The 25,181-nt window shown below is 59.7% G+C and carries 24 protein-coding genes; 16 read left to right on the top strand and 8 right to left on the bottom strand.

Annotated elements, in window-relative coordinates; translation table 11 throughout:
* The first annotated feature begins 78 nt into the window (after window positions 1-78).
* From GWR55_RS02130 to GWR55_RS02120, 3 genes are all read left to right on the top strand, one after another.
* On the top strand, window positions 79-510 hold the full coding sequence (locus GWR55_RS02130) for a hypothetical protein (protein WP_162400785.1): 432 nt from the start codon (window positions 79-81) through the stop codon (window positions 508-510).
* A gap of 231 nt (window positions 511-741) precedes the next feature.
* Window positions 742-1,287 (top strand): hypothetical protein, encoded by a 546-nt coding sequence (locus tag GWR55_RS02125; RefSeq protein ID WP_162400784.1) that lies wholly within the window; start codon window positions 742-744, stop codon window positions 1,285-1,287.
* 69 nt (window positions 1,288-1,356) lie between these two features.
* The gene (locus GWR55_RS02120) at window positions 1,357-2,475 is read left to right on the top strand and encodes an oxidoreductase (protein ID WP_162400783.1); all 1,119 of its coding nucleotides are present in this window, start codon (window positions 1,357-1,359) and stop codon (window positions 2,473-2,475) included.
* A 79-nt stretch (window positions 2,476-2,554) separates the two neighbouring features.
* On the opposite strand, the gene GWR55_RS19545 is transcribed toward GWR55_RS02120, so the two are convergent.
* Window positions 2,555-2,635: a hypothetical protein gene (locus GWR55_RS19545; RefSeq protein ID WP_370521429.1), complete on the bottom strand. Its 81-nt coding sequence runs from the start codon at window positions 2,633-2,635 to the stop codon at window positions 2,555-2,557.
* A 301-nt stretch (window positions 2,636-2,936) separates the two neighbouring features.
* Entirely contained in the window at window positions 2,937-3,467 is a 531-nt protein-coding gene (locus tag GWR55_RS02110) for a hypothetical protein (RefSeq protein ID WP_162400781.1), read from the bottom strand.
* Window positions 3,468-3,534: 67 nt separating this feature from the next.
* Here GWR55_RS02110 and GWR55_RS02105 point away from each other — a divergent pair, with 67 nt between their 5' ends.
* The gene (locus tag GWR55_RS02105; RefSeq protein ID WP_162400780.1) at window positions 3,535-6,228 is read left to right on the top strand and encodes an endonuclease MutS2; all 2,694 of its coding nucleotides are present in this window, start codon (window positions 3,535-3,537) and stop codon (window positions 6,226-6,228) included.
* A 135-nt stretch (window positions 6,229-6,363) separates the two neighbouring features.
* Here GWR55_RS02105 and GWR55_RS02100 read toward each other — a convergent pair whose 3' ends face one another.
* A complete protein-coding gene (locus GWR55_RS02100; protein WP_162400779.1) occupies window positions 6,364-8,004 on the bottom strand; it encodes a tannase/feruloyl esterase family alpha/beta hydrolase in 1,641 nt (546 codons plus the stop codon).
* 209 nt (window positions 8,005-8,213) lie between these two features.
* Between GWR55_RS02100 and GWR55_RS02095 the strand changes: the two genes are divergently transcribed.
* Together GWR55_RS02095 and aqpZ are read left to right on the top strand one after the other, a co-directional pair.
* On the top strand, window positions 8,214-8,900 hold the full coding sequence (locus tag GWR55_RS02095) for a M48 family metallopeptidase (RefSeq protein ID WP_162400778.1): 687 nt from the start codon (window positions 8,214-8,216) through the stop codon (window positions 8,898-8,900).
* Window positions 8,901-9,069: 169 nt separating this feature from the next.
* Window positions 9,070-9,795: an aquaporin Z gene (aqpZ, locus tag GWR55_RS02090; RefSeq protein ID WP_162400777.1), complete on the top strand. Its 726-nt coding sequence runs from the start codon at window positions 9,070-9,072 to the stop codon at window positions 9,793-9,795.
* A 130-nt stretch (window positions 9,796-9,925) separates the two neighbouring features.
* Here the strand turns inward: aqpZ and GWR55_RS02085 are convergent, their stop codons facing one another.
* Window positions 9,926-10,786, bottom strand: coding sequence for a prolipoprotein diacylglyceryl transferase (locus tag GWR55_RS02085; protein ID WP_162400776.1), 861 nt, complete (start codon window positions 10,784-10,786; stop codon window positions 9,926-9,928).
* A gap of 105 nt (window positions 10,787-10,891) precedes the next feature.
* On the opposite strand from GWR55_RS02085, the gene hpt reads away from it, so the two are divergent.
* Together hpt and metG are read left to right on the top strand one after the other, a co-directional pair.
* Window positions 10,892-11,467, top strand: coding sequence for a hypoxanthine phosphoribosyltransferase (gene hpt, locus GWR55_RS02080; protein ID WP_162400775.1), 576 nt, complete (start codon window positions 10,892-10,894; stop codon window positions 11,465-11,467).
* A gap of 386 nt (window positions 11,468-11,853) precedes the next feature.
* Entirely contained in the window at window positions 11,854-14,277 is a 2,424-nt protein-coding gene (gene metG, locus GWR55_RS02075; RefSeq protein ID WP_162400774.1) for a methionine--tRNA ligase subunit beta, read from the top strand.
* A gap of 168 nt (window positions 14,278-14,445) precedes the next feature.
* Here metG and GWR55_RS02070 read toward each other — a convergent pair whose 3' ends face one another.
* Together GWR55_RS02070 and GWR55_RS02065 are read right to left on the bottom strand one after the other, a co-directional pair.
* Complete coding sequence (locus tag GWR55_RS02070; RefSeq protein ID WP_162400773.1) at window positions 14,446-14,940, bottom strand: methylated-DNA--[protein]-cysteine S-methyltransferase; 495 nt, start codon at window positions 14,938-14,940, stop codon at window positions 14,446-14,448.
* Between the two features lie 3 nt (window positions 14,941-14,943).
* Window positions 14,944-15,270, bottom strand: a complete 327-nt coding sequence (locus GWR55_RS02065) for a helix-turn-helix transcriptional regulator (protein ID WP_162400772.1) — start codon at window positions 15,268-15,270, stop codon at window positions 14,944-14,946.
* A gap of 122 nt (window positions 15,271-15,392) precedes the next feature.
* Here GWR55_RS02065 and GWR55_RS02060 point away from each other — a divergent pair, with 122 nt between their 5' ends.
* Complete coding sequence (locus GWR55_RS02060) at window positions 15,393-16,403, top strand: NAD(P)-dependent alcohol dehydrogenase (protein ID WP_162400771.1); 1,011 nt, start codon at window positions 15,393-15,395, stop codon at window positions 16,401-16,403.
* A gap of 320 nt (window positions 16,404-16,723) precedes the next feature.
* On the opposite strand, the gene GWR55_RS02055 is transcribed toward GWR55_RS02060, so the two are convergent.
* Window positions 16,724-17,206: a cupin domain-containing protein gene (locus GWR55_RS02055; RefSeq protein ID WP_162400770.1), complete on the bottom strand. Its 483-nt coding sequence runs from the start codon at window positions 17,204-17,206 to the stop codon at window positions 16,724-16,726.
* A gap of 213 nt (window positions 17,207-17,419) precedes the next feature.
* On the opposite strand from GWR55_RS02055, the gene GWR55_RS02050 reads away from it, so the two are divergent.
* The 7 genes from GWR55_RS02050 (at window position 17,420) to GWR55_RS02020 (ending at window position 24,439) form a co-directional block, all read left to right on the top strand.
* On the top strand, window positions 17,420-18,700 hold the full coding sequence (locus GWR55_RS02050) for an MFS transporter (RefSeq protein ID WP_202925566.1): 1,281 nt from the start codon (window positions 17,420-17,422) through the stop codon (window positions 18,698-18,700).
* A gap of 316 nt (window positions 18,701-19,016) precedes the next feature.
* Window positions 19,017-19,877 (top strand): TatD family hydrolase, encoded by an 861-nt coding sequence (locus tag GWR55_RS02045; protein WP_162400769.1) that lies wholly within the window; start codon window positions 19,017-19,019, stop codon window positions 19,875-19,877.
* Window positions 19,878-19,915: 38 nt separating this feature from the next.
* A complete protein-coding gene (locus GWR55_RS02040) occupies window positions 19,916-20,416 on the top strand; it encodes a YajQ family cyclic di-GMP-binding protein (protein ID WP_162400768.1) in 501 nt (166 codons plus the stop codon).
* A 171-nt stretch (window positions 20,417-20,587) separates the two neighbouring features.
* A complete protein-coding gene (locus GWR55_RS02035) occupies window positions 20,588-21,451 on the top strand; it encodes a lysophospholipid acyltransferase family protein (RefSeq protein ID WP_162403706.1) in 864 nt (287 codons plus the stop codon).
* Between the two features lies 1 nt (window position 21,452).
* Entirely contained in the window at window positions 21,453-22,400 is a 948-nt protein-coding gene (locus GWR55_RS02030; protein WP_162400767.1) for a UDP-3-O-(3-hydroxymyristoyl)glucosamine N-acyltransferase, read from the top strand.
* A gap of 13 nt (window positions 22,401-22,413) precedes the next feature.
* A complete protein-coding gene (locus GWR55_RS02025) occupies window positions 22,414-23,019 on the top strand; it encodes a hypothetical protein (RefSeq protein ID WP_162400766.1) in 606 nt (201 codons plus the stop codon).
* Between the two features lie 466 nt (window positions 23,020-23,485).
* Window positions 23,486-24,439 carry a GGDEF domain-containing protein gene (locus GWR55_RS02020; protein WP_162400765.1) on the top strand — a complete coding sequence of 318 codons (954 nt, stop codon included), beginning with the start codon at window positions 23,486-23,488 and terminating at the stop codon, window positions 24,437-24,439.
* A 15-nt stretch (window positions 24,440-24,454) separates the two neighbouring features.
* On the opposite strand, the gene bshB1 is transcribed toward GWR55_RS02020, so the two are convergent.
* Window positions 24,455-25,171, bottom strand: coding sequence for a bacillithiol biosynthesis deacetylase BshB1 (bshB1, locus tag GWR55_RS02015; protein WP_162400764.1), 717 nt, complete (start codon window positions 25,169-25,171; stop codon window positions 24,455-24,457).
* Window positions 25,172-25,181: the final 10 nt, after the last annotated feature.

Genomic DNA, 25,181 nt, shown 5'->3' with positions numbered 1-25,181 from the left:
CGTCGACTCCATGGAATATTGAAGCCAGACGCCTCTCGAAAGAGGTGGGTTATGCGGGTTATCCTACGGTCTCTGTTTTTGCTTCTCTTTCTCCTATCTACCAGTCTCCCGTCCCGGGCAGCCGATAAAGTTGCGACCATTGACGAGCAGCAGCTTCTGCAGCTTGAACAAAGGGCAGAACAGGCCAATCCTCGCGACCAGTGTTTTATGTACACCGAGCTCGTCTCGGCCATGACGGACCTCGCCGGACGCCAGATGCGCAGCGGCGACCCCGACAGCGCTCTAGCAACCCTGCAGAAGGTTACAAAATACGCTCAACTCATACGCTCCAGCATCAGCCGTGACGCCAAGCGGCTCAAGAACGCCGAAAAGCTGATGCACGACACCACCTTCAAGCTCAATCAATATCTCCACATCGCTTCCTCCGAAGACCAGCCTTCCGTTCAGGCGACGCTGAAACAGTTGAATCAGGTTCAAACCGAGCTCTTGACGCAGGTCTTCAGTCACTGATCCACTCACACATGACCGCAGCCGTTAAGACGAGCGCGGTCGTTAAGAAAAGTTAGTCATCAAAAAAAGTCGTCATCCCGAGCGCAAAAATCGGCATCCCAGGCAGTCGTCATCTGCGCGCAGCGAAGAATCTCTGTATTTTTTCCGTAGTCTCCAATGCGATCCAGGGACGGAATACAGAAATTCAGGCGTTTATGACCACGATTCACCTGAAAAAACCGGAATACCCCTATGCGACGCCTTTGCACACTCCTTGCGCTCTCTCTCGCCGTGCTCCTTCCCCTTGCCCCCATCGCCTCCGCACAACACAGCGAGGCCACCTTGTCCGAAGGCGAGATCGAGCAATTGCGCGATGCCGCCTATGTGGCCAACGACCGCGTGATGGTCTTCATCAAACTCATCGACACCCGCATCAAGGCGCTCGAAGCTCTCTACGCAAAGCCGCGCCGCCCAGGCCGCGAGCAGGATACTCACGACCTGATGGAGCAGTTCACCTCCCTCGCCAACGAGCTTGAAGATAACCTCGACGACTACAGCGAACGCCATCGCGACATCCGTAAGGCCCTCCCCAGGCTGATCGAAGCCACCGACCGCTGGGGAACCGCGATCCGAACCCCGGCCGACAACGAAGCCTATAGCGTCTCCCGCAAGATCGCTCTTGAATCTCTCGACGACGTGCGCCAACAGGCAAAAGATCTTGTCGAGCAGCAAAAGAGCTGGTTCGCGGCACATCCTCCAAAGAAGGGAGAGAACAACAACGACGCCGCTCCGCGCTGATTGTTTCCTCATGTTGATTCTTTCGCTGATTAAGACTCGCCCTCCAGCTGCCTGCTACCCTTAAAACAAATGACAGACCATCTCCAGGCCCCCATCCGCGTCGGCCTCATCGGGTACGGCTACGCTGGCAAGACCTTCCACGCTCCCCTGCTTCGCGCCACTTCCGGGCTCGAACTCGCCATCGTAGGCTCCAGCCGGCCTGAACGTGTCCTCGCTGATCTCCCAGGAGTCCAGATCCTCCCTCCCATGGAGACAGCGGTCCATCCCGATCTAGATCTCATCGTCATCGCCAGCCCCAACGACAGTCACTTTCCTCTGGCCGAAGCAGCTATCAAGGCAGGCAAGCACGTCGTCGTAGACAAGCCCTTCACCCTCGATCTCGCCGAAGCGCGCAATCTGGTCTCACTCGCACAGCAACAGAACCGCCTTCTCTCTGTTTTTCAGAACCGTCGCTGGGACAGCGACATCCTCGCCGCCAAATCCGTCATCCAGTCCGGCGCGCTCGGGCAGATCACGCACTTCGAGGCTCACATGGACCGCTTCCGCCCGCTGGTCCGTCAGCGCTGGCGCGAAGACCCCGGCCCCGGCGCGGGCCTGTGGTTCGATCTGGGTCCCCATCTCATCGACCTGACCCTGCATCTCTTCGGCCTCCCTGACGCCGTCCTCGCGAGCTTCGCCACCCTACGCCCCGGTGGAAGGACCGACGACTGGGCAAACATCCAGCTCATCTATCCGCACATGCGCGCTATTCTCAACGCCACCCTGCTCTCCTCCGGAGGTATCCCCCGCACCCTGCTCCACGGCACCCGCGCCAGTTGGGCCAAATACGGGATCGATCAACAGGAAAGACAGCTCGTCGAAGGCATCACTCTGCCCGGCACTCCAGGCTTCGGCGACGACCATGACCCAGGTATTCTCTTCGATGGCGCCAACGGCCAACGCACCGAGATTCCTGTTCCACCGGCCGACCAGATCGGATACTACATTGGCATTCGGGACGCCATCCGCAGCGGCACCCCTCTGCCCGTCTCACCCGAATCCGCCATCGCCGTCATGGCTGTACTCGAAACCACCTTCCACTCCGGCAGAGAAGGCCGCCTCCTGCCCCTCTCCCTCACAGTCGAGGAACGCAATGCCTATAAAACCCGCGAGCACCCTATCTCAGAAGCTTTCGGGGAATCACGCTAAGCTGGCGTGGTTCCCCAAAAGGATCCGCAGGCATTGAAAAGGGACAGAAAGATCTCCCACTGAGCCCTCCGGGCAATCATCATACTTCCCTGCTAAGCCGCCTCCTTCCAAGCACGATGCGCCCACCCATCGCGCCAAGCCCCGTAAGCAACAGCGCCACCGTGCCCGGCTCCGGCACTGCACTCGGAGCCGCCCGTACCACTCTGAAGCTCCTCACCCCCAAGCGAGGTCGCCGCTCCTGCGCTGATGGAGTAGTTGTAGGTGTCCGCGTGCAGCGCCATCATACCCGCCGCAAAAAAACAAAAATATGAGTTGGGGAAAGATTCTCGGCATCGGGGAGCCCTTATAACGTGGGAAATGGGAGCGGGCCGGTCCGCCGAACTCATCCGGCCCGCAACTTACTCTGCTACCCCACTTAGACGGCCTGCGACAGAATCGCGATGTCTTCTGCGGTTAAACCTTCAAACCCGCTCCCCCATGGCGTCATATTCCATCGCCGAGGACGCAGGCGCCAACACCCACAACGTATAGATACCCAACGCCGTTCCCAGAGGAAACTTGAACAATGCCAGCACCGCCAGAACGATGGCCAGCACCCTGCCGTAGGGCTTGCGGTTCAGCAGGCTCAGACCCGCAAACAGCGCCAGTGCTGCCATCACCACCGCAATCGCAATGATGCCGGGGACAAACGCCATCCACGGCCACGGCGGACCATGGTGAATCCCCCAGGCCCCGAATGGCCAGTCGTACCCGAACCTGTGCCATGTAAATGCGCGCACAAAGAAGAAGCCGATCAGCCCGGTGATGACGCGGTACGCTCCATACACGCACCATAGCGTTCCCAGCGTCTGCAGATGTCTCTGCACACGAGGGCCGGTCGCCATCATGCCATATCTATTCGGCGCGCCATAGTTCGAATACGTCGGAGGCGGCGTCGCTGGTGCCGTCATCTGCGCGCCGCAGTGCGGGCAGAACCGGGCCCCGGCTTCCATATCTTTTCCACATGCCTGGCATAACATCGCTGCACCTCCTCAGGCCTGCCTCACTCTGGGCTGCTCAATGCTACGCAGCCGCCGGGCAGCCGGTTCCGTGCGGAATTACGATAGAGATGTGCCGTCCCGAGCCTTTATCCCCGAGATTCCGCTCCCTCTGCGCGAATCGAGCGCCGCCTCGCTCGAGTGGCCCCGCCTGCGGGATTACCTCGCCTCGCGAACCTTTTCCCCTCTGGGCCGCGGCTGGATCCTCGCCCTTGAGCCCTCATCCGATCTCACCTGGATCGAGACCCAGCAGCAGCGCACCGCAGAGATGCGCAGCCTGCTCTCCTCCGGGGTCACCTTCGACTTCCACGGCCTGTTCGCGCCCGCCGACCTGCTCGACAAGTCCCGCATCCAGGGAGCCGCGCTCGAATCCCTCGAGATCCTCTCGCTCGTCACCGTCATCGACCGCATCGTCCAGTGGGCCAGCCTCATTCTGCCCGGCCCGGAGATATCTGCACAGAACCGCTCCACCAGCCCTGCTTTAGAACTTCTCTCCGCCCCTCTGCGCGAACGCAACCTCACTCCTCTCCTGAAGCAGCTTGTGGGCAAAATCGAGCCCGACGGCTCGCTCTCCGACGACGCCTCCCCCGAGCTGCACCGCATCCGCCGCGCCATCGATCGCCAGCACCGCGCGATTGAGGAGAGCCTGCGCCGCTCGCTGCGCCGTCTCAGCGAAGACGGCAGCACCCGCGACGAGCTGATCACCATCCGCGGCGACCGCTTCGTCATCCCCGTCCGCGCCGAGTTCAAGCGGCGCGTTCCCGGCGTCGTGCACGGCTCCTCCTCCTCGGGCCAGACCGTCTTCGTCGAGCCGCTCGAAACCATCGAGCAGAACAACGAGCTCGTGCGCCTGCTCGAAGAAGAGCAGTCCGAGATTCACCGCATCCTCGTCGCCATGACCCGCGCCATCGCTGCCGATGCCCCCGCCATCGAATCCGGCGCCCTCATCCTGGCCGAGGTGGAATCCCACGCCGCCCGCGCCCGCTTCGCCGCCGACCTGAACTGCGTCCGCCCGGTCTTCACCCCGGCAGATAAAAGCCTCGTGCTTGGCGCACAGCGGCAAGAAACCCCGACCACAGAAGCTCCGACGCCACAAAGCTGGGTGCCCCACCTTCGCGAAGCTAAGGTGGGCTTGCAGGGCGCCTCGCGAACCACTGCGGCCACCGCAGGACCATCCCTCTCGCTGACCGCCGCCCGCCACCCTCTGCTCGAACTCCGCATGATCGCCGAGGCCCGCACCGCAGGCACCGAACCTGCACACCCCGTCCCGCTCACCGTCGCACTCAGCGACGACGCGCGCCAGCTCATCATCAGCGGTCCTAACACCGGCGGGAAGACCGTCTCGCTCAAGACCGTCGGCCTGCTCTCGCTTATGGCCCAGGCCGGCATCCCCGTCCCTGCGGTCGAGGCGCAGCTTCCGCTCTTCACCGGCGTCTATGCCGACATCGGCGACGCGCAGTCCATCGAGCGCAACCTCTCGAGCTTCTCCGCCCACGTCGTCAACCTCGACCGCATCTCCCGCGATGCAGACTCCACCTCGCTCGTGCTGCTGGACGAACTCGGCTCCGCCACTGATCCAGAAGAGGGAGCCGCGCTCGCCGTCGCCGTGGCCCAGAACTTTCTCCGCGCCCGCACGTGGTGCTGCATCACCACGCACCTCACCTCGCTCAAGGTCTACGCGGCCAACAACGCAGGTGTTCTCAACGCCGCGGTAGGCTTCGACCAGGAGACCCTCACCCCCACCTACCAGCTTCGCCTCGGCGTTCCCGGAGCATCTGCCGGCCTCAACATCGCCGCGCGCCTCGGGCTCGATCCCGCGATCGTCGCCTCTGCGCGATCGCAGCTCACCAACCAGACCGCAGACATCGCCGCCTTCCTCGACCAGCTTCACGATCAGCTCGCAGCAGCCGCGCAGGAGAGAGACACCCTTCGCCTGCGCGAACAGGAGCTTGCCCGCGCCCGCATGCAGCTCGATCTCGAAGGCCGCGCCGAGCAGCGCGCCCGCACCCGCGAGCTTGAGGCCAAGCTGAACGCTCTGCTCGAAAACTTCTCCGTGCAGCTTCGCGAATCCGTCAAAAACATCGGCGACAAGGCCGCCGCCAAACGCATCCAGCGCGACTCCGCGCTCGCACTCGCCCGCGCACGCCGCGAGTTCTCCTCCGAGTTCCAGTCCACCATCGCCAGCCACGCTGCCGCCAACGGCACCTCAGGCACAGCAAAGCCTGCGGCACCCATAGCCCCCAAAGCTCCCGAGGCAGGCGACCTCGTTACTCTGAAATCCCTCGGACGCGAGGGCCGCATCGAGCGCGTCATCGACGAGAAGACCTTCGAGGTCTCCGTCGGACCGATGAAGATGCGCGTCTCGCTCGACGACATCACGCAGGTGGAGAAGGCAAGACCCATTACCCCGCTCGAAGCCGCACGGCGCCGCGGCGGCATCACTGTCTCCACGGCGGACGACCCCGACACCATCAGCTCCGAGATCAACGTCATCGGACGCACCGCCGACGAGGCCCAGGACGAGGTCGCCCGCTTTGTCGATCGCGCCTTCCTCGCCGGACTTCCGCGCATCCGCATCGTGCACGGCACCGGCATGGGAATCCTAAGGCGCACCCTACGCGACTACCTGCGCAATCATCCCCACGTAGCCGGCATCACCGAACCCCCGCCGCACCTCGGCGGCCAGGGCGCGACCGAGGTGGAGCTGCGACAATAACCCCACGCTTAACCGGTCTGCCGCGCACGCGAGTCTTCCTAACAGACCAGCCAGAGGGCCCCAGGGGCATCGCTGGAGGGAGCACGGACCTTCAGGCCTGTGAAAGAGACCAACGAAACGGGCTTCAGCTCCGACCTATTGCGCGAGACGGGTACCAGAAGAGTTCTGCCGGAGCGAGCTCATCGACTTCTCCTGGTTCACCGACTGCTCCTGCGGATCCCGGCACACAAAGCTGCCCGCGTCCGTAATCGCGCCCTTGCCCGTATACACCGCCCGCTGCGGATAGGGGCACAGCGGCCGCGTGCGATCGACCATGCCGTTAGTGCTGTGCGACGCTACAATCTGCGCCGGCGCTATGCCTTCCTCCACCCAGCGCTCAATCGCCGTCACCGCGTCAAAGGTATTCGGCCCTGGACCGCCGCCGCAGTGCTGCATCCCCGGAGCCAGAAACAATCGCGCAAACGACCGCGTATTCGGGCCGATTGCCTCTTCCACGGCCTTGTAGTAGTTGATCGTGTTCAGGGGTGAGATGTCCGGATCGCTCAGGCCGTGATACAGAATCAGCTTTGCGCCGCGCCGCTCAAACGGACGCAGGTTCGCCTCAATCGCATCCATCGCCGGTGCCACACGCTCCAACGCCGCCTTGTCGCGGTCGTAGTCGAACGTCATCGTGTCGTAGTTCGGATCTCCCATCACCACAAAACGAAAGAAGCCATCCGCCGCCCTCCAGTGCGTAGCATGAAAGGGAGCTGAGCCTGTCACCCAGCTTTGCCATCCTCCCGATCCAGACTCTCCTCCCGGCAACAACCCCGGAAAGATCTGTCGTCCCTCATCGTCCCGCGCGCCCGCCCAGATGTCCTTCACTGCCTTGACCTGTTTGGGAGTAAAGCAGGTTCCCGGGTTCTCGCCTTCCTTGCAAGCGAGCACCTCCGGATCGAAGCGGCAGCTGAAGGGATCGTCCAGAACGCCGTCCGTGATCCCGTCCTTCGCGTCGCACGCTCGATTCACCGCATCCGCCAGCAGCTTTACCTTCGCCGGCTGAATGTAGCTCTCCGGATCTTTCAGCGTGCTCTGCGCGTAGTGCAGATGCGCCCCTGCGTACAGGTGCGTCCAGTTGTACGCCGGGTCGCCCGCAACCACGCCATCAAAGTCCGCCGGATACCGTTGCACCTCCATCAGGCCTTGTCCGCCGCCCTTTGAGCAGCCGACGTAATAAGCATGGTCCGCCGTCCTCCCATAGAACTGGCGCACCACCTGCTTTCCGTTCACCGTCGTCTCGTGCAGCGCGCGATGCCCGAAGTCCTCCACCAGATCAGGGCGGTTCAGCGCCCAGCTCGCATCGAAACCGTCTCCAGGCCGAGTTATGTGACCGGTGTTGGTGCTCGCCGTCGCATTGCCGCGTCGCAGCGCGTTCGCCATCGCACTGTAGCTGATCACACCGGCCATCCCACCGTTTCCGACCACCTCAAACCGCCCCGTCCATCTCTCCAGCGGCATCCATACCTCGAAGTGGTTCGACGGCAGCGTCACTCCAATTGCCCGGCAAAATGCGGGCAGCCTGCGAATAGGAAAGGAGGCTCCTGGAGGATTGAAGGTACCCAGCTCAATCACCTCTGCCGCCTCAATCGTCGTATCCTTCAGGTGCAGCGATGTCAGCTTCGAGCACTGTTGTTCAGGCTGGCCAAAGACTGTGCCAGCACAGGCAAACAGACCGAGAGCAAGCGCTGCCCCCATCCCTCCGCGCCTCCAGAACCGGGTTCCGCAATGCACGTCCATCGTCCTCCCGTGTGTGGAACCGATTGTAGCGTCTGCACCTTCCCCGCATCGCGATCTATGTCCACAATCCTTATCCATTAGGAAGTACCTCTCTATCGAAGGGCACCACAATCCACCCCGCGTACCCCGCATGAAGCTCACTAACTTTGAGGAGCGTCATCAACCTGACCTTCCAACCATCATGCCCTCGGTGTTAACCTGAAACTACCGTGTCGTCCCAGCTTGTGACCATCTTTGAGGAGCAGTACCGCGCTCTCCGGCCACGTGCCCCCATTCCCCCATTCGAAATCCGCTTCCGCCGTTTTACTTCGCTGAATACAACCATTCGTTTGCGCGAGGGACGTCTCCACGTCCGTCTCTCCGACTTGCTCGAGCACGCTCCCCAGGCCGTGCATCACGCCATCGCCCACATCCTGCTGGCTAAGCTGTACCGCAAGCCCATCACCCCAGCCCACGCAGACCGCTATCGCCGCCACGTCTCGTCCGAAGCCGTCTCACGCCAGGCCGAGCACATCCGCCAGACCCGCGGACGCAAACGAATCCTCACCCACGTCGGTCACCACTTCGATCTCAATGAAGTCTTCGATTCTCTCAACCTCCGCTTCTTCCACGGCCTGCTCGGCCGTCCGATCCTGACCTGGAGCGCGCACCACGCCCGACGCATGCTCGGCCATTACGACGCCGCCCACAACACCATCATGGTCAGCCGCGTCTTCGATCGCCCCGATACCCCGCGTTGTGCCATCGAATATCTCCTCTATCACGAGATGCTCCACCTCAAGCATCCCGTCCGCGTAAAGGGAGGCCGACGATGCGTGCACTCCCGCGAGTTCCAGACCGAAGAGCGCCTTTTTCCTGAGCTTGAAGAAGCCAAAGCCTACCTGCGTCGCCTGTAAAGCCCGTCGCTCAATGAATTTACGCCTCTATCTACATCGAGTCGTGGTAGCATCCTCCCGTCCATAACTTCTCTCTTTTCAGGCAATGCCGGATAACCCTCCGTGTGCCTGATGCAGGCCCGGCAGCAAGGTTCAGGTCACAAAACTTCAATCCAAGGGGTATTTCACGATGCCGATGTACAAACGTGCAGCCGCAGAGTTCTTCGGTACCTTCTGGCTCGTCTTCGGAGGCTGCGGCAGCGCAGTTCTCGCAGCCGCATTTCCACAGCTTGGCATCGGCTTTGCCGGTGTCGCTCTCGCCTTCGGGCTTACCGTACTTACCATGGCATTCGCCATCGGACACATCTCAGGCTGCCATCTCAACCCTGCCGTCTCGATCGGCCTCGTCGCCGGCAAACGGTTTCCAGCCAGGGAACTTCCCGCTTATATCATTGCGCAGCTCGTTGGCGCAGTCGCCGCATCCAGCGTGCTCTACCTGATCGCGAGCGGCAAACCCGGCTTCTCGCTCGCAGGAGGCTTTGCCTCCAACGGCTACGGCGCTCACTCCCCCGGGGGTTATTCGCTCCTGGCCTGCTTCGTCGCCGAAACCGTCCTGACCGCCTTCTTTCTCCTCGTCATCCTCGGCTCCACCGATGAGCGCGCTCCGAAAGGCCTCGCCCCCATCGCCATTGGGCTCTGCCTCACTCTCATTCACCTCGTTGGCATCCCGGTCACCAACACCTCCGTCAATCCGGCCCGATCCACAGGACCGGCCCTGTTTGTTGGAGGCTGGGCCATCTCCCAGCTCTGGCTCTTCTGGGTGGCCCCCATCCTGGGAGCAATCATCGGCGGCCTCATCTCTAACTTCTTCTTCGCTGCTCCACAACCACCCGTACGCGAAGAACTCTCCCGTTAAAAAGCGAATGGCCCGGAAGCAGCTTTCAAAGCGCATCCGGGCCTTTGGTCTCTTCATTCTGAGCACAGCGAAGAATCTCTGTATTTATCTCCGCACAGCCGCGATCTCATGCTGAGCCTGGACATCGAAGCTAACTTCGCGCCTTTTCGACAATCTCGGGATCCCACTGCACATTCTTCGCCCGTGCCACCGCTACCAGGGCAATACCGGCCAAAATCGATCCCAATGCCGCCACCTGCGCATTGCTCATGCCCCAGTACAACTTCGGGTTGATCCGGACAAACTCCACCAGGAATCTCCCAATCCCACTCAGCACCAGGTACTCGCCTGTAATCACGCTCACCGGAGGCCGGTTCTTTACCCTGCGCCATAGCCACCACGCCAGCGCCAGCGAGTACATCAGTTCATACACCGGCGTTGGCTGCACGAGGTCCGGGGTCGGAACCAGCGCGTCCGGCCGCATGTGCACTCCCCATGGCAGCGTCGTCTTGATTCCATAATCTCCGTCGCCGGAGAGCAGGCAGCCGATCCGTCCCACTCCATACCCAACCGCTGCCGCCGGAGCCGCCAGGTCCAACATTCGCAACGCTCCAATAGGCTTGCCGGGTGCTCCTTCCAGCGAGCGAAATCGCGCAGAGCGCCCCATCCACATCAGCATCAGGATTCCCGCAACCATGCCGCCGAACCACGCAAATCCTGCCTGGAACCAGTGCAGGAATCCCACGACAATATCAAGCGGATGTGACCACCCCGGAGCAGCAATGCGGGCCATCGCCGTTCGCAACGCCACTGGGTCCTGCAGCTCATGCCACAGCTTCGCCCCGGCCACTCCGGTGATCACCACAACGGCAACAACATTCAGAGCGTCGGCATCAATGCCGTTTCGGACAAAATTCTTATGCAGCACAATCGTAGCGACAACGGCGGCCAGCCACAGCAACAACCCGAACGTACCCAGGTGCACCGGGCCAATATCGATATACGGATACATAATCCTCGCTTCTCATCCAGTGTACCGTCCGAAGCGCCTCTAAAAGTGCCGCGAAACCCCGGTTAAAACTTGGACTCCCGGCATCGCTTCGCGTACCTTTTTCTTATGCCCATCAGTACCACGCCTGCACCCACCGCGTTTTTTCCGGCCCCCGAAACCATGGAAGTCCTCATCACCCAAGATCAGATTCAGAAACGGGTCCGGGAGATCGGGGCTCAGATCTCTGCCGAATACGAAGGACAGTCCATCGTTCTCATCGGAGTCCTCAAAGGTGCAGCCATCTTCCTCGCCGACCTCGCCCGCGCCATTCAGGTCGACAATACCTTCGACTTCGTCGCCGTCTCCAGCTACGGACGCGCCCGTGTCTCCTCCGGCGCCGTCAAGCTCATCAAGGACATCGATAATCCCATCGAAGGCAGGCACGTCATCATCGTCGAAGACATCCTCGACACCGGACTCACCCTCAGCTTCCTGCGCCAGATGATGCTGCAGCACAAGCCCGCATCCCTCAAGATCGCCACCTGCCTCGATAAGCCCGACCGCCGGCTCGTCCCCATCGAGGCCGACTATGTCGCCTTCAAGATTCCCAACCAGTTCATCATCGGCTACGGCATGGACTACGCTGAACACTATCGGGGCGTAGAAGACATCCGCCTCTTCCCCGAGGATGCTGGGCATTGAGCTTTTGCAAATAGCCAGCATTTCGCAAGATGATTCACCCCACAACGTGTCATGCTGAGCGATCCCTCTCGCGGCCTCGTCGCGAGAGGCGAGGTCGAAGAATCTATGCCCCGACCCAGAACCATCTCACCCCAACCCCAACTCTCCCGCCATCTGCTCCAACCGCTACCCGCGCAATGCAACTTCTAGCGCCCCCTCTACGGGCTGCTCTTTCCTAGCTGAATCCTGTGCGGCAGCAATCTCACGCTCGCCAACAGGTACTCCACCTCCTCCTGGCTCTCCGCGCAGATTACTCAACAGCAAAAAGGCCTCCATCCAACGCTCCCCCAAAAACAGCGCCTGCACCCCAGCCAATCCTCCCTGATAAACTGGGCTTTACTTCTCTCATGTCCGACGCACAGAAAAAGTTCTACCTGACAACGCCGATTTACTACGTCAACGCGCGCCCCCACATCGGCCACGCCTATACCACCATTGCGGCTGACGTGATCGCCCGTCGCCAGCGCACCCTGCTCGGCGAGTCGAACGTCTGGTTCCTCACTGGAACCGACGAGCACGGACAGAAGGTACAGCGCTCCGCCCACGCCGCCGGAATAACGCCGCAGCAGTTCACAGATGAAGTCTCCGCCCAGTTCCGCGCCCTCTGGCAGCGCATGGGTATCACCTACGATGACTACATCCGCACCACCGAACCGCGTCATGTCCGCGGCGTTCAAAAGCTCTTCTCCGAGCTCTACTCCCGTGGCCACATCTATCTCGACACCTACACCGGCCAGTACTCGGTTGGAGAAGAGATGTTCGTCGACGGCCCCCCCGGAACCATAGGCCCCGACGGCAAACCTACCGAGACCGTCACCGAAGAGAACTTCTACTTCCGTCTTTCTGCCTTCCAGGGTCAACTCATTAACCTCATCGAATCCGGCGAGTTCTGCGTCGAGCCCGAAGCCCGCCGCAACGAGGTTCTCAGCTTCCTCCGCGGCAACGTCAATCAAGCCACCGATTCGGATGCCCCAGGTCCGGATCCTCAGACCTGGGTTGGAGCATCACAAAAATCCGCGGAGAACACGATCGCCTACTCCGCCAAAGGCACCTCCTACCTCCCTGGAGCCCTCAAAGACCTCTCCATCTCCCGCAGTTCCTTCGACTGGGGTATTCCCGTCCCCGAGCCCGCAGCCTCAACCTCGCAAAAGAAGCACGTCATCTATGTCTGGCTCGACGCCCTGGCCAACTACATGACCGCCCTCGGCTACGGCAGCGAAAATCCCGACGACATCGCCAGACTCCAGAAGTTCTGGCCCGCCGACCTCCACCTCGTCGGCAAAGAGATCATCCGCTTCCACTGCGTCTACTGGCCCGCGTTTTTACTTGCGGCTGGCCTTCCGCTCCCGAAGAAGGTCCAGGCCCACGGCTGGTTGCTCTTTGAAGAGTCGAAGATGTCGAAATCGCGCGGCAATATCGTCCGCACCGAGACCATCCTTGACGCCTTCGGTTCACTCAAGCCCAAACCTGTCGACTGGCCGGGCGCGCCGCTCTCCGACGAGTATTGGAAACACGAGCAGGACCTCTTCGCCTCCGACGTCCTCCGCTACTTCCTCCTGCGCGAGATTTCTTTCGGACAGGACGGCTCCTTCTCCTTCGACGCTCTCGTGCAGCGCTACAACTCCGACCTCGCCAACGGCTACGGCAATCTCGTCAGCCGTGCGCTGTCGATGATCGAAAAAAACCTCGAAGGCACGCATCCCGAGCTTCATCTGCCCGCAACGCCGACTCTTGCGGAGGCTGCGCAGAAGCTATGGAATTCTGCTTCCACACTGATCTCATCCATTGCCGATGACTTCACCGGAATCCGCCTTACACGCGTCCTCACCAGCATCTCTGCATTCATAACTGAGGTTGACGGCTTCTTTTCACTCAGCACTCCCTGGAAGCTTGCCAAGTCCGATGCCCCACAGGCCCGCGAAGACCTTCGCGCTGTTCTCGCTGTTACCGCTGAGTCCATCCGCATCATCACCGCGCTTCTCTACCCCATCCTCCCGTACTCCACCGCGAAGGTATGGGCGCAACTCGGTCTCGGCGACATCGAAGCCGCCGCAAAGAACGGCGGGCTGAATCATCTGACCTGGGGCGGTCTCAAACCTGGCACAAAGCTCGGCCCGCTCGGCCCCATCTTCCCCCGCGCCGACAAAGGACTTATCCAGATCATGACCAATGCCGAACAGAACCCGATAGCGCCCGCTCCTTCCAAACTCGTTGATGAGAAGACCACTCACACGGCTCCTCCGCCCTCCGAGTCCACGCATCCCGGAGCAGCTCCGCGCACCAGCAGCCTCCCACACGATAACCCCGGCACCCAGGTAGGAGCCTCCTCCGCTCCCGTGCCTGAGCTCGCCAAGCCCCCCGCGCCGCATCAGGAGGCTCCTGCCTCCGGCATCTTCGCCACTGCGGCAGCCGCTACTGATCCCTCGCAGGAGAACGCCTCGATCACCATCGACGACTTCGTCAAAATCGACCTGCGCGTCGCCAAGGTGCTCGTCGCCGAGCGCATCCCCAAGGCCGATAAGCTCCTCCGCCTCGAAGTCGACCTGGGTTACGAAAAGCGACAGATCCTCTCCGGCATCGCCCAGTGGTATACCCCCGAAGACCTCATCGGACGCCGCATCATCATCGTCGCCAACCTCGCACCCCGCAAGATGCGCGGCCTCGAGTCCCACGGCATGCTCCTCGCTGCCTCCCACGGCAAAGACGGCAAGCCGATCCTCGCCACCTTCGCTGAAACCGACGAGATCGAATTAGGCTCCAGGCTCAGCTAGCGAAAGTAGCCCGAAACGCAAAAATGGCGCACCATTGCGTGCGCCATTTTCTTACCATTCCCCCCGCTACCAGAATGTCATCCTGAGCGCAGCCGAAGTCGAAGGGATCTGCCCCGAGCGGAGTCGAAGGGATCTGCGATTTCAGACACTCGCACACACGTATCATCTCTAAAACAGCGCCTTCTCCCCTCGCTCCATCGCCAGCAAGTGGGCTTTTATGTCCATCCCGCCAGCAAATCCCGTCAGCTTTCCCGAACTCCCGATCACGCGATGACAGGGCACCACAATCGAGATCGGATTCTTTCCATTCGCCGCTCCCACAGCACGGCTCGCCGCCGGATTCCCCAACTGTCTCGCGAGATCCCCGTAACTCCTCGTCTCGCCAAACGGTATTCCAACCAGTGCGTCCCACACATCTTTTTGAAACTGCGTCCCACGCATATCCAACGGCAACTCAAACTCTCTTCGCTCGCCAGCGAAGTACTCCGTGAGCTGCTTCTCTGTCTCGACAAGCACTTTCTGTCCCGGCTCCTCCACCATCTCACCTAAAGGAACCCGTTTCGGCCTGTCGTTGTGCCACAAAATCGCCACCAGGCCCTTCGCGCTCGCCACCAGCTTCAGCTTTCCTACCGGCGAATCAATCTCTTTGTAAGACAGGCTCATTCCTCACTCCCTTCCCTGTCCATCAGATATCTCCCTCAGCACAGCCTTCAACAGCTCCGGAAACCGCGCATTCAGATCATCCCTGCGCAGCGTGTTCATCAACTGCTTCCCATCCTTCCGCGTCGTCACCACCCCAGACTCCCGCAGCACCCTGAAGTGATGCGACAGCGACGATTTCGGTCGATCGATCTCGAACACACCGCACGCCTGCTCTCCCCGCTCAGCCAGTTGACGCACAATTCCCAGCCGCACCTCATCGCTTAGCGCATACAACACTGCCGTCAGCTTCAGATCGTTTCTCTCAGGCTCCTTCGGCAAAAAGACCGGCATCTTACTCTCCGTACCACTCTGGGCAAGCATCTCTTGACAAGGCATCGCAACCTCATTCATAGTTCGATTGTACGATAGTTCGAATTTATTCGAACTGAATATCGAACTTAGAGGAACCAGACATGAAAGCATGGCAGCTTCAGGCCTTCGGACGAGAAAACCTCGTCCTCAATGACATCCCTCAGCCAACACCGGGCCCCGGCGAAGCTCTCATTCGCATCTCCTCCGTCGCACTCAACTATCGCGATAAGCTCCTCTACGACGGCAACTACAACCCGCACCTTGAATTCCCCATGACCCAGGTCGCCGATGCAGTCGGCGAGATTGTCGCTCTTGGTCCCGAAACATCGCGCTTCAAGACCGGCGACCGCGTCGTCACCAACTACTGCACTCGCTGGATCGACGGACCTCCCACCTCTAAGGAATCTCTTTACACGCTGGGCAATGTCATTCCCGGCGCCCTCGCCGAGTACCTCGTCCTCACTGAGCAGGCCCTCGCCCTCGCACCGTCCTACCTTACCAACGACGAGGCCGCCGCGCTTCCTTGCGCCGGGCTCACCGCCTGGTACTCCCTTGTCGAAAAAGGCGGCCTCAACGCCAAGCAGATCGTACTGCTTCAAGGCACTGGCGGAGTCTCCCTCTTCGGTCTCCAGATCGCCCACGCCTTTGGAGCCACCACCATCGTCACCTCATCCAGCGACGAAAAGCTCCAGCGCGCCAGGGCTCTCGGAGCTACTCACACCATCAACTACAAAACTCACCCCGACTGGGAAAAAGAAGCCCTCGCTATCACCAACAAGGAGGGCGTCGACCAGATCCTCGAGGTTGTCGGAGGTCCCAACCTCGCCCATTCCATCAAGGCCATCCGGCCCGAAGGCCAGATCTCCATCATCGGAATCATCGATGGCTTCGACGCTACCATCCCGCTCTTCGGCATGATTCAGAAGCTCGGAGTCCTGCGCGGCATTACCGTAGGCCCTCGCCGCGCGCTCGAAGACATGCTGCGCAAGTTCGACGAACTCAAGCTCCGCCCCGTCATCGACTCCGTCTACTCCTTCCACGACGCCCGCAAGGCCTTCGACCGGCTTGAGGAAGGAGCCTTCGGCAAAATCGTCATCCGCGTCCGCGACTAATCTATGCGCTACAACGCGACTAATCTATGCGCTACAAAACGGGTGCCCCATCTTCGCGACAGCTTCATCGTCGCTAAGGTGGGCCATTCGCGTGGAAGCGCGAATCCTCTCTCCTTGCGCCGTGGAATTGACGCCACTCCTGCAAATCTCTACGTTTTTTGAGCGTACTCAACAGGAGAATCCCTCATGCGTCGATTCCTCTTTGGCCTCGCCGCCCTTGTCGCTAAGGTGGAGCATTCGCACAAAAACCCGAACCGTCTCGCTTAGGGGCACGGCTTCAGCCTTGCCGTATCCCCGCGAGATCACACACAGATACCTGACTACTTCGCCCCACCCACCGGGGTCATCGCCATCGATTCCCTCCCGATCGCAATCACAAAATAATTCGCCGGAGTCGTCCCTACATTCTTCAGCCCGTGCATCACGTTCGAAGCCGCAAAGATCACACCGCCCGGTCCAACCCGTTCCGGCTTGCCGTCGTTCTGAAACTCCAGATCGCCCTCGCGGATAAACATGAACTCCGAGTGCCGATGCTTATGCGGAGGATGCGGCATCTGCCCCGCAGGCAGCGTCGTCTCATGCACCTCCACCGCTTCCCCGGTCGCCAGCACGCCCTGCACCACGGCTCGGCTCGCCCCGCCATTTGAGTTGTGCTTCACCGGCAACGCATCGAAGGTCCACGAGTGCGACTGCGACAGGACTTCGTTCGACCTCGCTTGCGCTTCCCCCTCCTGCGAAAAACTACCCACCGCTGCCAGAGCCGAAAGAGCGATACAGAGTTCACGACGATTGAGAGTATTCATGCCCGCCATCCTAACCGAAAACGCCGCTTCCGCGTACAGGTCACCACGCGTATAGCGCCTCAAGGCGCAAAGCCGGCAATTGACTCAGCATTTCAAGCCCATGTAAAAGCTGATGAACGGTAAAAACCGCAAATCTCTGCAATCTGCCGTAAGGAAGGGATAAGGCCGGCTTTGAATCTTGCGCCCGCAATCCTTAACACATCCGATCCGGCCTTGAAGCGAGCGGTCTCACGCACGGTTCGGCGGCTCACGCCCTTCCTGATGCTCATGTACATCGTGTCCTTTCTCGACCGCTCGAACATCGGCTTTGCCAAACAGGCTCTGGAGGCATCCGAGGGTATCTCCGAAAGTATCTACGCCTTAGGAGCGGGCCTGTTTTTCATCAGCTATTCGCTCTGCGGATTTCCCAGCAACCTCATCCTCCATAAAGTCGGGGCAAAGAAGTGGCTTGCCTTCCTCATGGTGGGTTGGGGAATCATCTCGATGGCCAACATCCTCATAAGCGGCGCCACCTCGTTTTACCTGCTTCGACTTCTGCTCGGCGTGCTGGAAGCAGGCTTTTTCCCTGGCGCGATTCTCTACCTGACTTACTGGTTTCCCGACAACGTTCGCGGCCGGGTTCTCGGGATGTTCTACCTGGGGGTGCCGCTTGCACTCATTCTCGGGGGCCCTCTCTCGGGCCTGCTGCTTGAGATACGTCCGTTGTTGGGTCTGCAAAGCTGGCAATGGATGTTTCTTGTAGAAGGTTTCATTGCTGTTGTTCTCGGCCTGTTCGCGTTCTGGTATCTGGACAACAGGCCATCCAACGCCTCCTGGCTTCCGGCTGATGAAAAACAGGCGCTGATCCATGCATTGGCAATCGAGGAGGAGAGTCGACGTTCCGCTGGCCCAGCGAAGATTCTTCCAATGCTTCGCGATGTTCAGGTCATGCACTTCCTGCTCATCTACGCACTTATTCAGATCAGTACTTATGGAGCGGTCTTCTACCTCCCGGTCGAGATATCGGCTCTCCTGCATAAGCCTGTTGGCCTCGAAGTGGGCCTGGTCTCCTCGATTCCCTGGATCTGCACGCTCGCCGCGGTCTACTTCCTTCCTCGCGTTGCCGATAAGTTCCACCGGCATCGTCAGTTGGCATCGCTGACCATGCTGGCGTCGGCCTGTGCAAGCTTCGTCTTCCCCTCAGCCGGACCACTCATGGGACTGCTCGCGCTTTCAATCGCTGTATCTGGTTTCATCGGCGTGCAACCGCTCTTTTGGATGTTTCCAACCAAATACCTGGCCGACCGTGCAGCCGCTGGCGGTATCGCCATCATAGGAATGGGCAATCTGGGAGGATTCCTAGCACCTAATCTAAAGGTCTGGGCCGATGAATACCTCGCCTCACCGCATGCAGGCCTGTACCTTCTGGCGGGCCTGACGCTTCTAAACGCAGTCTTGATCGCACGCGTGAAGATTCACCAAGCAACTGAAAGTACATCATTCACAATTGATTAATCCAAATAGTTCAACCACAACTTTAACAAACGCCATCTCCCGAAGGCATTGTCGAAAGCAAAGAGTTGTCGAATGGGGACCTTTAGGTCCTCATTGCCGCGCCCCGCGATAAATCCTCGTCAAGCCCGCTTATCCACTAACCATAATCCCTTCAATAACATCTCTACTGCCGACCAATTCCATCTCCTTCGGTAAACTTGAAGTAGAGAAATCACCGAAAAAACCAGACTCAGCACTAAACTCTATAACTTATTTGTTTCTAAGGCATTGCAGCAAAACTTCAAGAAATATGGGAAGGGGGCAGATCGAAGCGACTATGCTCATTGACTCGCACGCGCATCTCGACTTCTATACGACTTCTCCGACCGACCGCGACGAGGTCCTCAGCCGAGCCTGGGACGCTGGAGTTAAGACCATCCTCGCCATTGGCATCGGCGAGAATCCCTCCCAGATGCACGTCGCGCTCGATCTCGCCAACAGCGTCACCAGCAGCCACCAACCGAGCATCTTCGCCAGCGCCGGAATCCACCCCGAGCAGGCCCACAACGCCACCCCCGAAGCCCTGGCCGAACTCGCCCGTCTCGCCGCTCACCCTCGCTGCATCGCGGTCGGTGAGATCGGTCTCGATTACTACCACATCGAGAACCCCGACATCACCACACAGCAGCAGGCGTTCATCCAGCAGATGAAGATCGCTGCCGGCCTGAGCAAGCCCATCATCATCCACTGCCGCACCTCCGAACTCGCTACTCCTAAAGCAAAGGAAAAGTACGGCCCTGCTGACGCGGCAGCCGACACCTGCGACCTCATCGCCGAGCACTTCCAGTCCAGCGGGCTGTCCGGAATCATGCATTGCTTCTCCGGCTCGGTCGATGATGCCCGCCGCGCACTCGACCTCGGCTTCTATCTCTCCTTTGCCGGAAATCTGACTTACCCCAAAGCGCAGGGAATCCGCGATGCCGCCGCCTTTGCGCCCGCCGACCGCATCCTGGTCGAAACCGATGCTCCCTTCCTCGCTCCCATCCCCCTGCGCGGCCAGCGAAACGAACCAGCCTTCGTCGCTCACACGGCGGCAGCCCTCGCTGAGTTGCGGGGCATCTCACCAGAGGAGCTGGCTGAGCTTACGACGGAAAACTTCCACCAACTGTTCCCCTCCACACGTTCCTCGCAGTCCTGACATAATAGAACCGATTTAGATCAGAGAAGGAAAAGCACATGGCATCTGATAACAGCTTCGACGTAGTCAGCAAAGTAGAGCTTCAGGAGGTCAAGAACGCAATTGACCAGGCTTCCAAGGAGGTCGGCGCCCGCTTCGACCTGAAGGACTCCAAATCGAAGATCGAATTGGAAGGAACCGAGACGATCCAACTCGCCTCGCAGGACGAGTACAAGCTTGAGGCTGTCAAGGAGATCCTCTCCCAGAAGCTCGTCAAGCGTGGAATTTCGCTCAAGAATCTTGAGTACGAGAAGATCGAACCCGCCGCCAACTCCTCGGTCCGTCAGAAGATCAAGCTGAAGCAGGGCATCAACTCCGACGCCGCCAAAAAGATTGTTGCCGCCATCAAGGAGTCCAAGCTGAAGGCTCAGGCCAGCATCCAGGGCGACACCGTCCGTGTTGTTTCCAAGGACCGCGACGTGCTCCAGCAGATCATCTCCAAGCTCCGCGCCGGAGACTACGGGGTAGAGCTGCAGTTCAGCAACTATCGCACGAACTGATACTGTCGTCTGCACCAGCCTCTCGACAGGTGTCGTCTAGCATTGTGGCGTCTTTGTAAAAATCCGGAATGCTGCGTTTAGACTGATGGCTTGAACGATTTGAGAGAAAAGGAGCCACCGGCGATCACGGCGACGTTGCGCGAAAAAGCGGAGTTTGCAGCCGTGTGGGCCATGGTCAGGACGCTCGGCGCGTTGCCCCGTGGCCTGGCACGCGCTGCCGGAGCCGCTATTGGAGAACTGGCTTACTATGCTCTCGGTCGGCTCCGTAGCGTAGGGATGCGGAATCTGCAGCTTGCTTTTCCGGAGGTGCAGCGGCAGCGCAGAAAACAGCTCCTTAAAGAGCTTTACCGCAACCTGGGTTACCTTCTGGCCGAGTTCTGCCGGATGCAGCATTACACGCCGGAACAGGCCAGCCGCTTTATCCGCTACGAAGGGCTTGAGAATTATCTGAGGGCACGCGACCGCGGCAAAGGTGTCCTTGTCCTGACAGGTCACCTGGGAGCCTGGGAGCTGTCGAGCTTTTACCATTCGTTGATGGGTTACCCCATGGGGATGGTCATCCGGCGTCTGGATAATCCGCTGGTGGATCGCTTCGTCAATCGAATCCGTTGTCTGCACGGCAATCGGGTTCTCCACAAGGATGACTTCGCCCGCGGCCTGATCGCTTCAATGCGCGCAGGCGAGACCGTAGGTATTTTGATGGATACGAACATGACGCCTCCACAGGGGGTCTTTGTCCCCTTCTTTGGAACCCAGGCCTGCACGGCCAGCGGGATGGCGCGCGTGGCTGCCAGGACTGGAGCTGCTGTGGTTCCAGGGTTTCTCTTGTGGGAGAAGTCCGAGCAGCGTTATGTCCTTCACTTTGGCCCGGAGCTTCCGGTGAAGTGTACGGGAGACGCCGAAGCAGATGCGGTAAGCAACACGGCTATGTTTACGTCGGTAATTGAAAGCTATATCCGGCGTTATCCTGAACAGTGGTTATGGATGCACCGCCGATGGAAGACGAGGCCTGCCGGAGAAGAGGGAATCTATTGAGATGGCAAACCTGAGCGAGATCGCGTCGTGGATAGAAGTAACCGTGCAGAACCCTGACATTCCAACCGAGATCATCCGCGTTACCAGCATCGACGCCGCGACAAAAGAGAGTGCCGTCTTTGCCACGGACTCCATGACCCTACAGTCCGCCCTCTCTTCACATGCTGGACTGATCCTGGCCAGCGGCAAGCTGCAGAAGATCGTCCCGGAGCCTCACGACTCACGCTTGTTGTGGGTCCGCGATGCCAGGTATGCCTTTTCCGTACTCGCGCAGCGACTCGGCGGGAAGACATCTGCGCCCGGAGTCCACCCTACAGCTATCGTTGGTAGAGACGTCAGTATTGGGCCAGGCACCTGGATCGGTCCAGGTGTCGTCCTAGAGGACGGAATCTCGATCGGGAAGGATTGCCGCATCGATGCCAGGGTCACCATCTACTCCGGTGTCACGGTCGGCGATGAGGTTGTCGTACAGGCCGGATCTGTGCTGGGCTCCACGGGCTTCGGATATGCGCCGAATCCTGAGACAGGAGAGTACGTCTTATTTCCCCAGCAGGGCTGTCTTGTTATTGAAGACCGAGTCGAGATTGGGGCCAATACCACCATCGACCGGGGAGCCCTGGGCGAGACACGGATTGGGCACGGGACCAAGATCGACAATCTTGTGCACATCGGGCATAACTGCGTTATCGGAAGAAATGTTGTCATCGCCGCGCAAACAGGAATCTCCGGCTCCTCCGTTGTGGAGGACGGCGCAATTCTCGGCGGGCAGGTGGGAATCGGTGAGCACGCGACGGTGGGTGAGGGCGTGATTCTGGGGGGCGGAGCGGGCGTTCTGAGCGGCAAGAAGATGCATGGCAAGGGTGAAGTCTTCTGGGGCAGGCCGGCGCGGCCGCTCAAGGAATATCTCCGTGACCTGGCTCGCCTGAAGCGTGTTGGAGAACGCGCGTAGAGGAAGGTGCCGTATGGCGGTCGTCGTGGTTGGTGGGCACTCCCGGAACATCGGCAAGACCAGCGTGGTGGAGGGCATTATTCGTGGACTGCCGAAGATGCAGTGGACCGCCTTCAAAATCACCCAGTTTGGCCACGGAATGTGTTCCGCCAATGGCGAGCCCTGTGATTGTGTGACCGCCGAGCATACCCTTGCAATCACCGAGGAGCGCGATCGAACCAGCGGTACAGATTCCTCTCGCTACCTGAACGCAGGCGCAATCCGATCCCTGTGGGTAAGAACGAGGACCGGCGATCTTGCCGAAGCCATGCCCCGAATTCGCAGGGAGCTTGAACACACTGAGAATGCGATTCTCGAATCGAACAGCATCCTCAGGTTCATTCATCCTGACCTTTATCTCAGTGTCCTTGATCCGGCAGTGGTGGACTTTAAGGATTCTGCTCGTTTGTTCCTGGATCGGGCCGATGCTGTGCTGGTCGCCGAGGGAGCCCTGGGCAGGCCGGAATGGAAGGGGATTTCTCTGAAGCTCATCGCTGGAATCCCCATACTTGCGATGCGGCCGCCTGTGTATGTCACGGAGGCGATGCTGGAGTTTGTTCGAACTACCCTTCACAAATAGAAGACACGCATCTAAATTCACGCTTTGGATTTTCAAACACAGGGTATATGCTCGGCGTCCGGCAGTTTAATGAGCCTCACTGGGGGCCAGCTTCAATTGGGGGCCAACAAAGAGGAGAACATGGGGTCAGTCATTCTTCTTTACCTGAGAGAAGACCGAACAGGATCCGGGTGAATTGGCCCGGACGGCAGGTACGATGGACACGACGACGCTGGTTCTTGCGAATGTACTACTGTTTGCATTATGCGCAGGCGTAATGCTGTTGAATGCCAGGTCTGTGGGAGGGGTACGAGGGGCCGCATGGTTCGCCGGAGCGAACCTCTGCCGTGGCACAGCTATGCTCGTGCTCGGCATTGGGTGGCTACACTCTTCATCGGCAGCTCAAGTGGGAGTTATCGCCGGAATATTGTCCCTGACGGGACTTATGATGCTCCATCAAAGCTTCGCCGCTCTTCTGGAAAGCAAGATGCTGTTTCCGCGTCTTCAGGTGGCACTCGCAGTGGGTGTTACTGTGTGCCTGGTCTCTTTTCTTATCTTTCCAGTTCAGCCAAGCCTGCCGAAAACCGTCCTTCTGATCGCTCTTTCGATTTTGACGGTTTTTATTGCTCTCCTGATATTTCGATCCTCTGAGGAAGAGGGACGCGCCTTTGGGTGGTTTACGGGTTTCGTGCTCGTGGGCTACGCCATTCTGCTGCTTTTGCGAGGCCTGGCCAATGCGGCTGACGTCTGGACCGGAGGAATAGCAGACGCCGTCCGTAGTGCGTTACTCTGGCAATTAGCTTGCTTAATGACCACGACGGCAACTGCCTTCGGATTTATGTCGCTTTCGACAACGAAGTTGCGCGTGGAACTGCTGTGGAGAGCACAGGTCGATGATCTTACCGGTCTCCTGAACCGCTGGGCCCTCAAACGGACTGCCCTCAAAGAAATTCAGCACTGCCGCCGCATGAACTCGAGTCTGGCAGTAGTGATGCTGGACCTTGATGGCCTGAAGGGAGTGAATGACACCAAGGGGCATACATGCGGAGATATCGTCCTGCAGGCGATCGGCGGAATTCTGCAGGAGGCGGTTCGGGCGCGTGATTCGGTCGCCAGGATTGGAGGCGACGAGTTCTGCGTCGTGCTGCCGGACAGTTCCATCCACGATGCCGTGCACGTCGCCGAAAGGCTCCGGGAGGAGATCTACGATCTTGTCATCCGCTATCACGGAGAGATTATCCAGACGCGGGCCAGCCTCGGGGTCGCCTCCTCCGATGTCTCCGGTCTGAACTGGCAGAACCTGGTAGAGGACAGTGACTCGGCGTTATATCAGGCCAAGCGCTCAGGCAAGAACCGGGTCGCTGTGGCAGCGCCCGATTGGCCGGGCAACTACGGCACGTCAGAACCAGGCGGCAATAGAAGCGCCTCTGAGAGTTTCTAGCGCCAAAATGCAGAATCAGATCGACTGGACTGGAAGTTCCATCAGATCCGGGACGAGGCCCACTTCCTTCTGGACAAAGGGCTCGGCATAACGTACCCCGGCGAGCAGACCATAATGGCGTGCCGTGGCAAATGTTCGCTCGCGAATGTCTTCCTCAGGAACGAAGAGCCCACCTCCAGCCTGCTGATTTGCATACTGAGAGCGGTATGCGAGCAGCGACTGCAAGCGTTGTTCGATGTGCGGCGTGATGTCGACTACAAACGATGGGCGCACGTCTGCATAGAGCGAGGCATAGAGGATCTTATAAGGGCGGTGCGGCGGTAGATCGATTCCCGGAATCTCCAGCTTACTGAGACCGCTGACAAAGCATGCTTCGTAGCCCAGGGTTGCCGAGGTGTAGTGGTCCGGATGCCGCCCCGCCCAGTAAGGAAGAATGACAACGCGAGGTCGAAGCCGTCGAAGAACCGCGGCGATCTTGATGCGGTTTGCAAGCGTATTCTCCACGTTGCCATCGGGCAGGTCCAGCGCCTCGCGGTGGCTGACATGCAGAATCCTGGCCGCCTCTTCCGCCTCCGCACGTCGCTCCTCGGCCGTACCCCGCGTTCCGGCTTCACCCTGCGTCAGGTCGAGGATGCCCGTCTTCCAGCCGCGTTCGTGCATTGCCAGCAGGGTTCCTCCGCAGGTCTGCTCCACGTCGTCACGATGTGCGGCAATAGCGAGGATGTCGATCATAAAGTCCTCA

Origin of the sequence: Edaphobacter sp. 12200R-103 (genome assembly GCF_010093025.1) — a bacterium.
In the GTDB taxonomy this organism is placed as follows: Bacteria; Acidobacteriota; Terriglobia; order Terriglobales; family Acidobacteriaceae; genus Edaphobacter.
This window is presented reverse-complemented; position numbering and strand designations above follow the sequence as displayed.

Excerpts from the sequence above, each read along its gene's own strand:
- GWR55_RS02125 (WP_162400784.1), top strand. The coding sequence starts at position 742 with ATGCGACGCCTTTGCACACTCCTTGCGCTCTCTCTCGCCGTGCTCCTT.
- GWR55_RS02120 (WP_162400783.1), top strand. The coding sequence starts at position 1,357 with ATGACAGACCATCTCCAGGCCCCCATCCGCGTCGGCCTCATCGGGTAC.
- GWR55_RS02110 (WP_162400781.1), bottom strand. The coding sequence starts at position 3,467 with ATGGAAGCCGGGGCCCGGTTCTGCCCGCACTGCGGCGCGCAGATGACG.
- GWR55_RS02105 (WP_162400780.1), top strand. The coding sequence starts at position 3,535 with ATGCTACGCAGCCGCCGGGCAGCCGGTTCCGTGCGGAATTACGATAGA.
- GWR55_RS02100 (WP_162400779.1), bottom strand. The coding sequence starts at position 8,004 with ATGGACGTGCATTGCGGAACCCGGTTCTGGAGGCGCGGAGGGATGGGG.
- aqpZ (WP_162400777.1), top strand. The coding sequence starts at position 9,070 with ATGCCGATGTACAAACGTGCAGCCGCAGAGTTCTTCGGTACCTTCTGG.
- GWR55_RS02085 (WP_162400776.1), bottom strand. The coding sequence starts at position 10,786 with ATGTATCCGTATATCGATATTGGCCCGGTGCACCTGGGTACGTTCGGG.
- hpt (WP_162400775.1), top strand. The coding sequence starts at position 10,892 with ATGCCCATCAGTACCACGCCTGCACCCACCGCGTTTTTTCCGGCCCCC.
- metG (WP_162400774.1), top strand. The coding sequence starts at position 11,854 with ATGTCCGACGCACAGAAAAAGTTCTACCTGACAACGCCGATTTACTAC.
- GWR55_RS02070 (WP_162400773.1), bottom strand. The coding sequence starts at position 14,940 with ATGAGCCTGTCTTACAAAGAGATTGATTCGCCGGTAGGAAAGCTGAAG.
- GWR55_RS02065 (WP_162400772.1), bottom strand. The coding sequence starts at position 15,270 with ATGCCGGTCTTTTTGCCGAAGGAGCCTGAGAGAAACGATCTGAAGCTG.
- GWR55_RS02060 (WP_162400771.1), top strand. The coding sequence starts at position 15,393 with ATGAAAGCATGGCAGCTTCAGGCCTTCGGACGAGAAAACCTCGTCCTC.
- GWR55_RS02055 (WP_162400770.1), bottom strand. The coding sequence starts at position 17,206 with ATGAATACTCTCAATCGTCGTGAACTCTGTATCGCTCTTTCGGCTCTG.
- GWR55_RS02045 (WP_162400769.1), top strand. The coding sequence starts at position 19,017 with ATGCTCATTGACTCGCACGCGCATCTCGACTTCTATACGACTTCTCCG.
- GWR55_RS02040 (WP_162400768.1), top strand. The coding sequence starts at position 19,916 with ATGGCATCTGATAACAGCTTCGACGTAGTCAGCAAAGTAGAGCTTCAG.
- GWR55_RS02035 (WP_162403706.1), top strand. The coding sequence starts at position 20,588 with ATGGTCAGGACGCTCGGCGCGTTGCCCCGTGGCCTGGCACGCGCTGCC.
- GWR55_RS02030 (WP_162400767.1), top strand. The coding sequence starts at position 21,453 with ATGGCAAACCTGAGCGAGATCGCGTCGTGGATAGAAGTAACCGTGCAG.
- GWR55_RS02025 (WP_162400766.1), top strand. The coding sequence starts at position 22,414 with ATGGCGGTCGTCGTGGTTGGTGGGCACTCCCGGAACATCGGCAAGACC.
- GWR55_RS02020 (WP_162400765.1), top strand. The coding sequence starts at position 23,486 with ATGCTGTTTCCGCGTCTTCAGGTGGCACTCGCAGTGGGTGTTACTGTG.
- bshB1 (WP_162400764.1), bottom strand. The coding sequence starts at position 25,171 with ATGATCGACATCCTCGCTATTGCCGCACATCGTGACGACGTGGAGCAG.